Annotated in this window: 11 protein-coding genes; 9 read left to right on the top strand and 2 right to left on the bottom strand. The window is 62.5% G+C overall.

The genetic code is table 11. The features are described from left to right. The 9 genes from ORS3428_RS33305 (at position 1) to ORS3428_RS14395 (ending at position 9,443) form a co-directional block, all read left to right on the top strand. Complete coding sequence (locus tag ORS3428_RS33305) at positions 1-138, top strand: hypothetical protein (protein WP_157895961.1); 138 nt, start codon at positions 1-3, stop codon at positions 136-138. 408 nt (positions 139-546) lie between these two features. Next, the gene (locus ORS3428_RS14360) at positions 547-1,803 is read left to right on the top strand and encodes an N-acetylmuramoyl-L-alanine amidase (protein ID WP_071098778.1); all 1,257 of its coding nucleotides are present in this window, start codon (positions 547-549) and stop codon (positions 1,801-1,803) included. Positions 1,804-2,035: 232 nt separating this feature from the next. Then, entirely contained in the window at positions 2,036-4,492 is a 2,457-nt protein-coding gene (locus ORS3428_RS14365; RefSeq protein ID WP_071098780.1) for a penicillin-binding protein 1A, read from the top strand. Between the two features lie 182 nt (positions 4,493-4,674). Continuing rightward, positions 4,675-5,806 (top strand): peptide chain release factor 2 gene (prfB, locus tag ORS3428_RS14370; RefSeq protein WP_108723081.1). Its coding sequence is split into 2 segments (ribosomal slippage): positions 4,675-4,740 and positions 4,742-5,806, totalling 1,131 coding nucleotides; the frame shifts between segments, so codons are not numbered across the junction. Positions 5,807-5,898: 92 nt separating this feature from the next. Then, on the top strand, positions 5,899-6,294 hold the full coding sequence (locus ORS3428_RS14375; RefSeq protein WP_083355137.1) for a GFA family protein: 396 nt from the start codon (positions 5,899-5,901) through the stop codon (positions 6,292-6,294). A 296-nt stretch (positions 6,295-6,590) separates the two neighbouring features. After that, positions 6,591-6,968, top strand: coding sequence for a hypothetical protein (locus ORS3428_RS14380; protein WP_071099267.1), 378 nt, complete (start codon positions 6,591-6,593; stop codon positions 6,966-6,968). A 303-nt stretch (positions 6,969-7,271) separates the two neighbouring features. Then, a complete protein-coding gene (locus ORS3428_RS14385; protein ID WP_071098783.1) occupies positions 7,272-7,640 on the top strand; it encodes a GFA family protein in 369 nt (122 codons plus the stop codon). Between the two features lie 105 nt (positions 7,641-7,745). After that, a complete protein-coding gene (locus tag ORS3428_RS14390) occupies positions 7,746-8,396 on the top strand; it encodes an OmpA family protein (protein WP_059184805.1) in 651 nt (216 codons plus the stop codon). 438 nt (positions 8,397-8,834) lie between these two features. Then, on the top strand, positions 8,835-9,443 hold the full coding sequence (locus tag ORS3428_RS14395; RefSeq protein ID WP_071098785.1) for a hypothetical protein: 609 nt from the start codon (positions 8,835-8,837) through the stop codon (positions 9,441-9,443). A 103-nt stretch (positions 9,444-9,546) separates the two neighbouring features. Here ORS3428_RS14395 and ORS3428_RS14400 read toward each other — a convergent pair whose 3' ends face one another. Both ORS3428_RS14400 and ORS3428_RS14405 read right to left on the bottom strand, forming a co-directional pair. Next, positions 9,547-11,052: a DEAD/DEAH box helicase gene (locus ORS3428_RS14400; RefSeq protein WP_071098787.1), complete on the bottom strand. Its 1,506-nt coding sequence runs from the start codon at positions 11,050-11,052 to the stop codon at positions 9,547-9,549. A gap of 223 nt (positions 11,053-11,275) precedes the next feature. Further along, on the bottom strand, positions 11,276-12,049 hold the full coding sequence (locus ORS3428_RS14405) for an NAD kinase (RefSeq protein ID WP_071098790.1): 774 nt from the start codon (positions 12,047-12,049) through the stop codon (positions 11,276-11,278). Positions 12,050-12,300: the final 251 nt, after the last annotated feature.

The raw sequence follows: 12,300 nt of genomic DNA on the forward strand, positions 1-12,300 counted from the left end.
TTGTCCGCCGGCCGCTGCTTCAACGCGATGGCGGTGCCGCCCGCTGCCACAATGGCGCGGTTCGATGCGGACCTTTCCATGATTGCGCTTGAAGCCATCGGCACCCAGCAGAACCTTTTGAACCAAAGCCCGGGCTGAGCCGGACCAGCTTGTTTGCTCACATAGAGCCGGCGCGGGACATCCCGGCCGTTTTCCATCGCGCAAGCGATTCCCCCGCCACGGGAGCATGCCTGCGAAAATCGTCGCGATCACCTGAAACCCGGAAGCGCCTTCAATTCTTACCTCTGGCGGGAAACTGCAGAGGCAAGCGGTTCCAGGATTGCAGTGATCCAATGTCGCTTTTATGATTTGGCGGGGTTGAAGGCAACCCCGATTTCGGATGCCGGCAAAAAGCGCTTCCGTGGGGGAAGGTCGCGCTCCACCCATTGCATGAAAAGGCTTGGTTAACCTTCTCTGGATACCAATCGTTAATCGAGTTGGCTGCCAGACAGGCCCTTCTACGAAAGACCCGGCGCAAGGCGCCAAACCGGGAGCGACTGGTAAGAGATGGGACTGGCTGGCACCGCAGACAAGGGGCGTGGCGCCGCCGGCCGATTCTTGCTCATCGCAAGGACTTTCTCCCTGCTGATGATCCTGCTTGGCCTTACAGCCGCATCACGTGCGGATGGGCTGCTTGGCGCAACCGGTTACAAGATGGCGGGCGACGCCACCAAGATGCGCGTCGTCATGACCTTCGACCGCGAACCGGATGTGAAATGGTTCCTGCTGCGCGGTCCCAATCGCCTGGTGATCGACCTGCCGCGCACCCGATTCGCCCTAAACGCCAAGGAGGTGAAGCCGCGCGGGCTGGTGCGTGACGTTCGCTATGGCGACCAGGGCCAGGGCTCTCGGCTGATCCTCACCGGCAAGGGGCCGTTCGCCGTCGACAAGCTCGACGTGCTCAAGAATGACGACGGCAGCGGCTATCGCATCGCCATCGACATGTCGGCGGCGTCGGACCGGGAATTCGACGAGGCGCTTGCCAACCAGTCGCTGACCACCGGCTCGACCGTTTCCACTGACAAGGGCGGCCGGGTCGGCACCGGGCCCGTCTCGGCGCCCGGCCACCGCTTCACCGTGGTCATCGATCCCGGCCATGGCGGCGTCGACGGCGGCGCGGAGAGCGCCGGCGGCACGATCGAGAAGAACGTCACGCTCGCCTTCGCCACCGAATTGCGCGACAAGCTGACCGCGGTCGGCACATACGATGTGTATATGACGCGCGACAGCGATGTATACTTGGCGCTCGACGAGCGCGTGCGCATCGCCCGCCAGCACGCAGCCGATCTTTTGATCTCCATCCATGCCGATACGATCGCCGTCAAGGGCCTCCGAGGCGCCACCGTCTATACGCTCTCGGACAAGGCCTCCGACCCCGAGGCCCAGGCGCTCGCCGATCGCGAAAACCTGTCCGACCAATTCGCCGGCATGAAGATCGAGGACGACAACAAGGAGGTCACCGACATCCTGATCGACCTGATCCGGCGCGAGACTCACGGCTTTTCGATGAGCTTTGCCCACACGCTGGTCGGCCAGCTGTCGACCAGCGTCGGCCTGATCAACAATCCGCAGCGCTCGGCGGGCTTCAAGGTGCTGAAGGCGCCCGACGTTCCCTCTGTCCTGGTCGAGCTCGGCTATCTTTCCAACAGCAAGGACGAGGCGCAGCTCCTCAGCGCCGACTGGCGGGGCAAGGCGGCGCAAAGCATAACCAACGCCGTCGCCCTGTTCGCCGCGGCGAAAGCCGGATCCGCGCCCGGCGGCTGACGGGCGAATGTCCGCCCCACAACCAAAGGCGGTCCTGCAACCACAAGCGGCGTTGCGCAACGACAACACGGGGCGTTATTATTTCACCGATCGAGTCCTGAAATTTCGCGCTGCCGTATTTTGTCCACATGGCCGCGACATGGGTTTTCCATTGCGGATTGGGACCGCCCGTGAAGCTTGCGCGCCTGTCGGCTTCGTTTAGGAAAATCCCGAACCTCGGACTGGAGCGGGCATGATTCGTCTCATCGGCTATTTCTTCGGCATCGGCACGACGCTGGCGTTGCTGGTCGCTGCCGGGCTGGCCATCTACATCAGCCATCTGACGAAGGACCTGCCCGACTACGAAGTCCTGGCCAAGTACGAGCCCCCGGTGACGACGCGCATCCATGCTTCGGACGGTTCGCTGATGGCCGAGTATGCGCGCGAGCGCCGCCTTTATCTGCCGATCCAGGCGATCCCCGATCGCGTCAAGGCCGCCTTCATGTCGGCCGAGGACAAGAACTTCTACAACCACCCGGGCATCGACATCACCGGCCTCGGCCGCGCCATTATCGTTAACCTGCAGAATCTCGGTTCCGGCAGGCGCCAGGTCGGCGCCTCGACGATCACGCAGCAGGTGGCGAAGAACTTCCTCCTCACCGCGGACCAGACCTACGAGCGCAAGATCAAGGAGATGATCCTGGCCTTCCGCATCGAGCAGGCCTATTCGAAGGACCGCATCCTCGAGCTCTATCTCAACGAGATCYTTTTCGGTTTCGGTGCCTATGGCGTCGCCGGTGCGGCGCTGACCTATTTCGACAAGTCGGTCAACGAGCTGAGCGTCGCGGAGGCCGCGTATCTGGCTTCGTTGCCCAAGGGTCCGAACAATTACCATCCCTTCAAGCATGCCGACCGCGCGCTTGAGCGCCGCAACTGGGTTATCGACCAGATGGTCGCGAACGGTTACGTCAGCCATGACGAGGGCGAGAAGGCCAAGGCCGAGCCGCTCGGCGTGACGCCGCGCCGCAACGGTTCCTACCTGTTCGCCGGCGAGTATTTCACCGAGGAAGTGCGTCGCCAGATTATCGCGCGCTATGGCGAGAACGCCCTCTATGAGGGCGGATTGTCGGTGCGCACCACGCTCGACCCGAAAATCCAGCTCATTGCCCGCAAGGCGATGCAGAATGGCTTGTTGAAGTACGACATGCTGCGCGGCTATCGCGGACCGGTGACCCACATCGATGTTTCCGGCGACTGGGGCGTGCCGCTCGGCAACGTCAAGGGCCTGGAAGACGTACCGGAGTGGACGCTCGCCGTCGTGCTCGACAGTTCGGCCAGCGGCCTGACCATCGGCATCCAGCCAAAGCGGCAGGTCTCGGGCGACCTCGTCAAGGAGCGCGTCGAGGGAACCGTCAGCAAGGAGGACATGGGCTTCGCCATGCGCCATTTCGTCAACGRCAAGTCCGTCAGGGCGAAATCTCCGGCCGACGTGCTGGAGCCGGGCGACGTCATCTTCGTGCAGAAGAACGAAGGCTCCGACAACGCCTACAGCGTGCGTCAGGTGCCCGAGGTTGAGGGCGGCCTGGTTRCAATGGACCCGCATACGGGCCGCGTGCTGGCCATGGTCGGCGGCTTCTCATACGCGCAGTCCGAGTTCAACCGCGCGACGCAGGCGATGCGCCAGCCGGGCTCCTCGTTCAAGCCGATCGTCTATTCGGCGGCGCTCGACAACGGCTACACACCCGCCTCCGTGATCATGGACGGTCCGATCAACATTCAGAGCGGCAACACGACGTGGACGCCGAAGAACTATGACGGCACGGTGGCCGGCCCGGCCACCTTGCGCTCGGGCATCGAGAAGTCGCGCAATCTGATGACGGTGCGGCTTGCGAACGACATGGGTATGAAGCTGGTCGTGGAATATGCCGAACGCTTCGGCGTCTACGATCATCTTGCGCCATACCTGCCGATGGCGCTGGGCTCCGGCGAGACCACGGTCATGCGCATGGTGTCGGCCTATTCGATCATGGCCAATGGCGGCAAGTCGATCAAACCGTCGTTGATCGACCGCATCCAGGATCGCTACGGCAAGACCGTGTTCAAGCAGGACGAACGCGGCTGCGAGGGCTGCAACGCCACGGAGTGGCACAACCAGCCCGAGCCGGAACTGGTCGACAATTCCGAGCAGGTGCTCGACCCGATGACCGCCTACCAGATCACCTCGATGATGGAGGGCGTGGTCCAGCGCGGCACGGGCGCCACTGTTGGTGAGCTCGGCCGCCACATCGCCGGCAAGACCGGCACGACCAATGACGAGAAGGACGCCTGGTTCATCGGCTTCACGCCGAACCTCGTCGTCGGTCTCTATATGGGCTACGACACGCCGCGCGGCCTCGGCAAGGGCGCCACCGGTGGCGGTCTGGCCGCGCCGATCTTCAAGGATTTCATGCGCGTGGCATTGGACGGAACACCCAATGTCGACTTCCAGGTTCCGGAAGGCATGAAGCTGATAGCCATCAACCGCAAGACCGGCATGCGCGCCGCTGAAGGCGATCCGAACACCATCGTCGAGGCGTTCAAGCCAGGTACCGGCCCGGCCGACAGTTATTGGGTCATCGGCATGGGCGCGGACGGCTCCAACGGCGCGGGCGGCGCGCTGTCGCCGCAGGCCAACCAGGCCATCCAGGACGGCGGCGGCGGCCTCTACTGACGTTCCCAGATTCGGCTTGGGCCGACTATCCTATTGTAAGACCATGATCTTTCCGACAATCGGCGTCCACTCTTCGGGATCATGGTCTAGCCGGCCCATTTCGCTTTACAGGCGGCGGTGCGGTGCCTATGTATCGCGCCGATTCCGAAAAGAACGAGAAGAACAGGACAGAACCAAGAGCCATGCGCGCGGAAACGCAGAACATTGTCGACGAGATCAGGCAGGCGATAACCCTGCTGAGGAGGCATCTTTGACTGGGATCAGGCCATCAAGCGGCTTGAATACCTGAACTCGCGCGCGGAGGATTCCAGCCTCTGGAACGACCCTGTGGRAGCGCAGAAGCTGATGCGGGAACGCCAGAGCCTCGACGAAGGCATCGCGGCTGTCAAAGGTCTCACGCAAGCGCTCGAGGACAATATCGGCCTGATCGAGCTCGGCGAGGAAGAGGGCGACGAGGGCGTCGTCGCTGAAGCCGAAGCGGCGCTGCGTTCCATGCAGGGCGAAGCGAAAGCCCRCCAGGTCGAGACGCTGCTCTCGGGCGAGGCGGACGCCAACGACACTTATCTCGAAATCCACGCCGGCGCCGGCGGCACGGAGAGCCAGGACTGGGCCTCGATGCTCTTGCGCATGTACACGCGCTGGGCCGAGCGCCGCCGCTTCAAGGTCGAGGTGCTGGAAGTCCACGAAGGCGAAGAGGCCGGCATCAAGTCGGCCACGGTGCTGATCAAGGGCCACAACGCCTATGGCTGGCTGAAGACGGAATCCGGCGTTCATCGCCTGGTGCGCATCTCGCCCTATGACAGCAATGCGCGCCGCCACACCTCCTTCGCCAGCGTCTGGGTCTATCCGGTCATCGACGACACGATCGAGATCAACGTGTCCGAATCCGACGTGCGCATCGACACCTACCGCTCGTCAGGCTCGGGCGGCCAGCACGTCAATACGACCGACTCGGCGGTCCGCATCACCCATCTCGCGACCGGCATTGCGGTTGCGTGCCAGGCCGAACGCTCGCAGCACAAGAACCGGGCCAAGGCATGGGAAATGCTGCGTTCGCGGCTTTACGAGGAAGAACTGAAGAAGCGCGAGGCCGTGGCAAACGCCACCGAGGCATCGAAGAGCGATATCGGCTGGGGTCACCAGATCCGCTCCTATGTCTTGCAGCCCTATCAGTTGGTGAAGGATCTGCGCACCGGCGTCGAAAACACCAGCCCGTCAAGCGTACTCGATGGCGATCTCGACGAGTTCATGGAGGCTTCGCTGTCGCATCGTATCGAGGGCGGCGCCGGCGAAGTGGTGGCGGACCTCGATTAGGACGCTTTGATAGGCCGGTACGCAAACAGCGGCCTGATCTGGGATCGAAGACACTCAGCATCACAGCAGGCGGAGGGTGGCCGGTGACTCGAATGCTCACGGGAAAGTGTTTCTGCGGRCATGTCCGCTACGAGGTGGCGGACGAGTTCGCCTACGCGGCAAATTGCCATTGCTCGAACTGTCGTCGCACCACCGGGTCKGCCTTCAAACCCTTCGCCGGCATCGAGCGCGACAAGTTTCGGCTGATCGCCGGCGACGACAAGCTGCTGATTTACGGCGACATAGGCGGCCACGACGCCCATTGCGGGTATTGCGGCTCGTTGCTCTATTCGCTGGTGCGGGAGGGCGCCTATGTCCATGTCGCCCTGGGGACCTTGATGGACGATCCAAGCATCCGGCCGAGCGCACACATCTTCGTCGGTTCCAAGGCGAAGTGGTTCACAATTACAGACGACCTGCCGCAATATCGTGAACATGTCACCGGCTGACCGTCGGAACCTGTCTTGCCAGAATTTCGTTGTTAGGCACCCTGGTCGCCGGGTTGTCGTTTTACCTTCGTTAACCAAGTCGGCGCACCTTCCGCGGCCGACGCTGAAGCCCGGTGCGATCCAACGGGCGCTCCCACTTCTTGCGCCGGCCAAGGAATCAGCCCAGCATCCGGGCTGCGGGATAGAAGCATATATGGCCGGACGCGGCATATCTGCGACTGACGATCCGGCCACAGGGAAGGACACGTTCCGGGACGGGCAAGCTACAATGCTTGATGCTCGAAAGGAACACTTCGATGTCTGTAGCCAAATCAAGATCGGCCCAAGCCGCTCGATCGGCTGGGCGATTGCTGTTTCCCCTGTTGGCCACCGTCGGGGTGGCGATGTTGACCGCGACGGCCGCCGCGCACGATGCGAAACCCACGGCGGCGCTCCCGCAAGGCTGGAGCTATCCCTTTGCCTGCTGCGCCAACTACGATTGCAAGGAGGTACCGCAGACATCGATCGGCGAGCGGCCGGAAGGCTACGTGATAAAGGGCACGGGCGAGGTGGTCGCCTACAGCGACAAGCGTGTCAAGAATTCGCCGGACGGCGAATATCACTGGTGCGCGCACCAGGCCGGTCTCGATGCCGGTAAGACCATCTGCCTGTTCGTGCCGCCGCCATCTTACTAGGGCATTTTGCCGCCAAGCGGAATCGCTAGGCGTCGCGGAAATGCAGTCAAAACAAAGAGATGGAGCGGGATGCCCCATTCCATCCAAATGCATCCCGCTCTAGCCAGTTGCCGCGGACCGCGCAGGCGCTCAAAGCGCGTCAGTCTCCTCGCCCTCCGACAGCATCGCGTTGCCAAGCCTGGTGACAGACAGTTGTCAGGACCGCCTCTTTATGTTGCCTTGCCACCAGAGCAATTCCGGGAAAACTGCGCAGCGGTTTCCATCCGGGAACGCGCGGGGCGGACAACAGAGAGGAGACGTTTCATGACCATCAAGGGAAGCTGCCACTGCAAGGCGACGACATTCGRGGTTTCGGAAGCGCCGCAGACCGTGACGCAATGCACGTGCTCCTTTTGCTCCAAGCGCGGGTCGCTCTGGGCCTACTACGCCCCATCGCAATTCAAGCTCACCAGCCCGCACGAAAACGTCTCCTTCTACCAATGGGGCTCCAAAACCATCAAGCACGGCTTCTGCGCCGTCTGCGGCTGCGGAACTTTCACCGAAACGCCTGATTGGTCGACCGGTGAGCCGGACTTCGACAACCCGAAAATCAGCGTCAATTCGCGCCTGTTCGACGATTTCGACCTGGGCAAGGTGGAAGTGGTGGTGATCGACGGCAAGAACCTCTGGTAGCGCCGCTTTCCTGTTCCGTTTTTCGCCGCAATTCGTGCTACAAGGCGTGCGGAAGGGCTGATTTGGCGCGGCTGCAATGGCCGCGATTTGGAGAGGGACATCAATATGAAGAAGACCGTGCTCGTCGTCGTGGCGACGGCTGTGCTCGTGAGTGCCTGCACCACTACCGATCCGTATACTGGCGACCAGAAGATCTCCAACACCGCTGCCGGTGCCGGCCTCGGCGCTTTGGCAGGCGCCAGCCTCGGTCTGCTCGCTGGCGGCAATGACCGCCGCAATGCGCTGATCGGCGCGGGCATCGGCGCGCTTGCCGGCGGCGCGATTGGCGCGACAATGGACCAGAACGAAGCCGAACTTCGCCGTCAGCTGCAGGGCACCGGCGTCAGCGTCACACGCAGCGGCGACCAGATCATCCTCAACATGCCGTCCGACATCACCTTCAACGTCGACCAGGATGCGGTGAAGCCGGGCTTCTATCCGGTGCTGAATTCGGTGGCGCTGGTGCTCAACAAGTTCCGCCAGACCACCGTCGACGTCTTCGGTCACACGGACTCGACCGGCGGCGACGAACACAATTTCGACCTGTCGCAGCGCCGCGCCCTCGCCGTCGCCAATTACCTCTCCGGCCAGGGCGTCGATTCCCGCCGCTTTGCCGTCACCGGCTTCGGCAAGACGCGTCCGGTCGCGTCCAACGCGACGGCCGCAGGCCGCGCGCAGAACCGTCGCGTCGAAATCCAGCTGTCGCCGCTCACCTGATCTCAGGGCCAGGCGGAACATGGAATAGCAACGGCCCCGCAAGGGGCCGTCTTTTAATGCACGTCTCCCGAAGGGAGCCGGCTTCGGGGCAAGACATGCGTAAAATCAAAAACCTAAAGCGCATGGAGCGAATCTGAAAGATCGCGACGCGCCTTGGTTGGACGGGCGCAATCCGTAGGAGGTCGGAGCGGTTCAGCCTTCGATGCAACCGCCGGACCGCTCAAAACAAAACCGATGCTGCGCACCTTCCTGGAATTTCCTGGAATTACTTCAATCGAATGGCTCAGATATATTAGATTTCTCTAAATGGATGCTTTTCCGAAGCCGGGGAAAAGACTAGCATCATGCTGTTCCAGAGGGGATGGGGCGAACAACGGCCGCGCTATAGCAATCTCCGCCTCGGTCCTGCACGGCCAGATCAAAGTCTGGGAGGAATGCATGACAAGAACGGCTCGCCTCGGGCGCTGCGGCGTCCTCGTTTTGACTGGTATCTTGAGCGCATGGCTTGGAGGCGCCGCGGCTCGGGCCGAAGACGCCAGCAAGGTCGACATCGAAGCCTTGAAAAAGTCGCTGGCCAAATATGAGGACTACACGGTCGCCGTACGCGACCTCTATTTGTCGACCGTCGGCTGCGTGTACTTCTCTGGCGAGAAGATAGCCGGCGCGATGGAATATCCGAAGGGTGCCATGGGCGTCCATTTCGTCAACGTCCCAAGTGTCGGCCAGAAGCTCGACCCGATGAAGCCCAACGTCTTGATCTATGAGCCGACGAAGAAGGGCTTGAAGTTGGTCGGTGTGGAGTGGCTGGTGCCGCTGACGCCCGACCTCAAGGAGGTGCCGACGCTTTTCGGCCAAAAATTCATGGGGCCGATGGAGGGGCACTATCCGCTGATCCCGAAGGAGTTCGTCCACTACGATCTGCACGCCTGGCTGTTCAGCGACAACCCGAACGGCATGTTCAGCCCGACGAACCCGAAAGTGAAATGCAGCAAGGCCGATTTTCCGATGTTGGAGAAACCGACAAAGATGATGCCCGGCCCGATGTGAGAGGCTACAGGCTGTTCAAGCAAAAAAGGCTTCGCTGTAGCCAGCCGCAAAAGGATCGGCCCCGAACGGGGCCGTTCCTCTCTGTCGAAGCTGGTATCGAAGATCAGACTTTCGCGACGATCCGCATGAAGGCCGGCACGTCGTCTCCGAAGCCGACTGTCGCGTCGTCTTCCTCCTGACGGTTGCGGGCAGGGCGGTTGTGGTCGCGCTGGGAACGGGCGTCGCCGCGCTGTTCGTTCCGGTTGGCGGTGCCCTTGCGGTCGTTCTCGGAGCGAATCGCGTCCTTGCGGGCGCGGCGCTCGGCGATGTCGGCGACTTCGGCAACCGGCCGCTCTTCGCGTGCCGCGTCAGGCGTCTCGTCATGCTTGGCGTGTCGGTCGCGCTTGCGCTCCTTGCGGTCCTCGTCCTTGCGGCCGGCGCGGCGCGGGGCACCGCGGCCGCGGCGGGGCGCATCCTCGCTTTCGCTCTCGGTGACCGTCGACAGGTCGCCGTCATGCCATTCGATCTTGGCACCGATCAGCTTCTCGATGGCGTCGACATATTTGGTGTCGGTGCGCGTCGCGATGGTGAAGGACTTGCCGGAACGGCCGGCTCGGCCGGTGCGGCCGATGCGATGCACATAGTCCTCGGCATGGATCGGCACGTCGTAGTTGAAGACATGGCTGACGTCGGGAATGTCGAGGCCGCGCGCGGCAACGTCCGAGGCGACGAGGTAGCGCAGCTTGCCGTCGCGGAAATTGTTGAGCATCTGCATGCGCGCACGCTGGTCCATGTCGCCATGCAGCGCGCCCGCTTCGAAATCATGCTTCAGCAGCGAGCGGAAAAGCTCCGACACTTCCACCTTGCGGTTGCAGAAGATGATGGCGTTCTTCAGCCCGTCATTCTCGGCCCGCATCAGGTTGCGCAGCGTCTCTCGCTTCTCCCACGGCTTGGAGCCTGATTTCACCAGGCGCTGGGTGATGCTGGTCGCGGTCGAAGCGGCCCTGGAGACCTCGACGCGCACCGGCGCGTGCAGGAATTTTTCGGTGAGCTTGGTGATTTCCGGCGGCATGGTCGCCGAGAAGAACAGCGTCTGGCGCGTGAAGGGGATCATCTCGCAGATGCGCTCGATGTCGGGGATGAAGCCCATGTCCAGCATCCGGTCGGCCTCGTCGATGACGAGGATCTCGACGCCGTTGAGCAGCAGCTTGCCGCGCTCGCGGTGGTCGAGCAAGCGGCCGGGCGTGGCAATCAGCACGTCGGCGCCGCGCTCCAGCTTCTTGTCCTGCTCCTCGAAGGAAACGCCGCCGATCAGAAGCGCGATGTTGAGCTTGTGGTTCTTGCCGTATTTGATGAAGTTCTCCTCGACCTGCGCTGCCAGTTCGCGCGTCGGCTCGAGGATGAGCGTACGCGGCATGCGCGCGCGGGCACGGCCCTTTTCCAATCGCGTCAGCATCGGCAGCACGAAGGAGGCGGTCTTGCCCGTGCCGGTCTGGGCGATCCCCAGCACATCCTTGCCGAGCAGCGCATGCGGAATGGCGCCGGCCTGGATCGGGGTCGGCTTGGCATAGCCTGCGTCGGTGACTGCGGAGAGCACCTTCGGCGACAGGCCGAGGTCGGTGAATGTCATCGCTTCTTGAGCGGTCTGGACGTCTGCGGACAATGTATGGCTGTCTTTGGCTGGTTCGGGAAAATCGCAACACGCGTTGCGGCAGGCGCCGCGCGCCTGCAAGATCGCGGTTGCAGTTAGGCGCAAGTCCGCGATTTGTCAACAGAAACGGCCGGATTTGGCGCGATTGTGAAGACGTAACCTTAATCGCGATGCTTAATCGGGGCAGTATCCTTGCGCCGGCTCAGTAGCGGAATTGCTCGGCGAGGATGCGTTCGTTCCATGAATGATTGGGGTCGAACAGCAATGTCGCCGTCGCCGTCGGCGATTCCCGAACCGTGACCGAGGCAACCGCCTTGACCTCGGTATGGTCGGCGGCGGCGTTCACCGGGCGCTTTTCCGCCTCCAAAATGTCGAAGCGCACGGTCGCCTTGTTGGAAAGCAGCGCTCCGCGCCAGCGGCGCGGCCGGAACGGACTGACAGGCGTCAGCGCCAGAAGCGGCGCGTCGAGCGGCAGGATCGGCCCATGCGCAGAGAGATTGTAGGCTGTGGAGCCGGCAGGAGTGGCGATCATCACGCCGTCGCAGTTCAATTCCTCCATCCGCACCTGGCCGTCCACGCTTATGCGGATCTTCGCCGTCTGGTAGGACTGGCGCCAAAGCGCCACTTCGTTGATAGCGAGTGCGGAGACCGTTTCGCCCTCATAGGTTACGGCCTGCATTTCCAACGGGCGGATCGTCTCGGACACCGCCGAGGCGATACGCTCTTCGAGCCCGCCGGCGCGATATTCGTTCATCAGGAAGCCGATGGTGCCACGGTTCATACCGTAGACCTTCTTGCCCGTGCTCATCGTGTCGCGGAGCGTCTGCAGCAGGAAGCCGTCGCCGCCAAGCGCAATGACGATCTCGGCATCCGCGACGGGTATTTGCCCGTAGCGCGCCGACAAGGTTTCCCGCGCCGCGCGGGCGTCGTCGGTGTCGGAAGAGACGAAGGCGAAACGGCTGGTTTCTTTGCTCATGGATCCCGAACGGCGAACGCGACCGCCTGCCGGGTCGCGCCGGCGACGGCGTAGCATGSGCCGCGCGCATCTGCAAAGGGAGGCGCGCCGTGCCGCGCGAAGATAGGGCGGCGCTCGCGCTTCATGACAGGCATAGAACGAATGTGATGGCCGGAATGGTTAAGGCAAAGCTTAAACACTCGTAAAGCCAGTTGGATCATGTTAGCCCGCAATGGATGGGTTGGCGGGGGCTAGCCAGTCGAGAGACCTGT

It is taken from the genome of Mesorhizobium sp. ORS 3428 (genome assembly GCF_001854785.1).
In the GTDB taxonomy this organism is placed as follows: Bacteria; Pseudomonadota; Alphaproteobacteria; order Rhizobiales; family Rhizobiaceae; genus Mesorhizobium.

Excerpts from the sequence above, each read along its gene's own strand:
- ORS3428_RS14360 (WP_071098778.1), top strand. The coding sequence starts at position 547 with ATGGGACTGGCTGGCACCGCAGACAAGGGGCGTGGCGCCGCCGGCCGA.
- ORS3428_RS14380 (WP_071099267.1), top strand. The coding sequence starts at position 6,591 with ATGTCTGTAGCCAAATCAAGATCGGCCCAAGCCGCTCGATCGGCTGGG.
- ORS3428_RS14390 (WP_059184805.1), top strand. The coding sequence starts at position 7,746 with ATGAAGAAGACCGTGCTCGTCGTCGTGGCGACGGCTGTGCTCGTGAGT.
- ORS3428_RS14395 (WP_071098785.1), top strand. The coding sequence starts at position 8,835 with ATGACAAGAACGGCTCGCCTCGGGCGCTGCGGCGTCCTCGTTTTGACT.
- ORS3428_RS14400 (WP_071098787.1), bottom strand. The coding sequence starts at position 11,052 with ATGACATTCACCGACCTCGGCCTGTCGCCGAAGGTGCTCTCCGCAGTC.
- ORS3428_RS14405 (WP_071098790.1), bottom strand. The coding sequence starts at position 12,049 with ATGAGCAAAGAAACCAGCCGTTTCGCCTTCGTCTCTTCCGACACCGAC.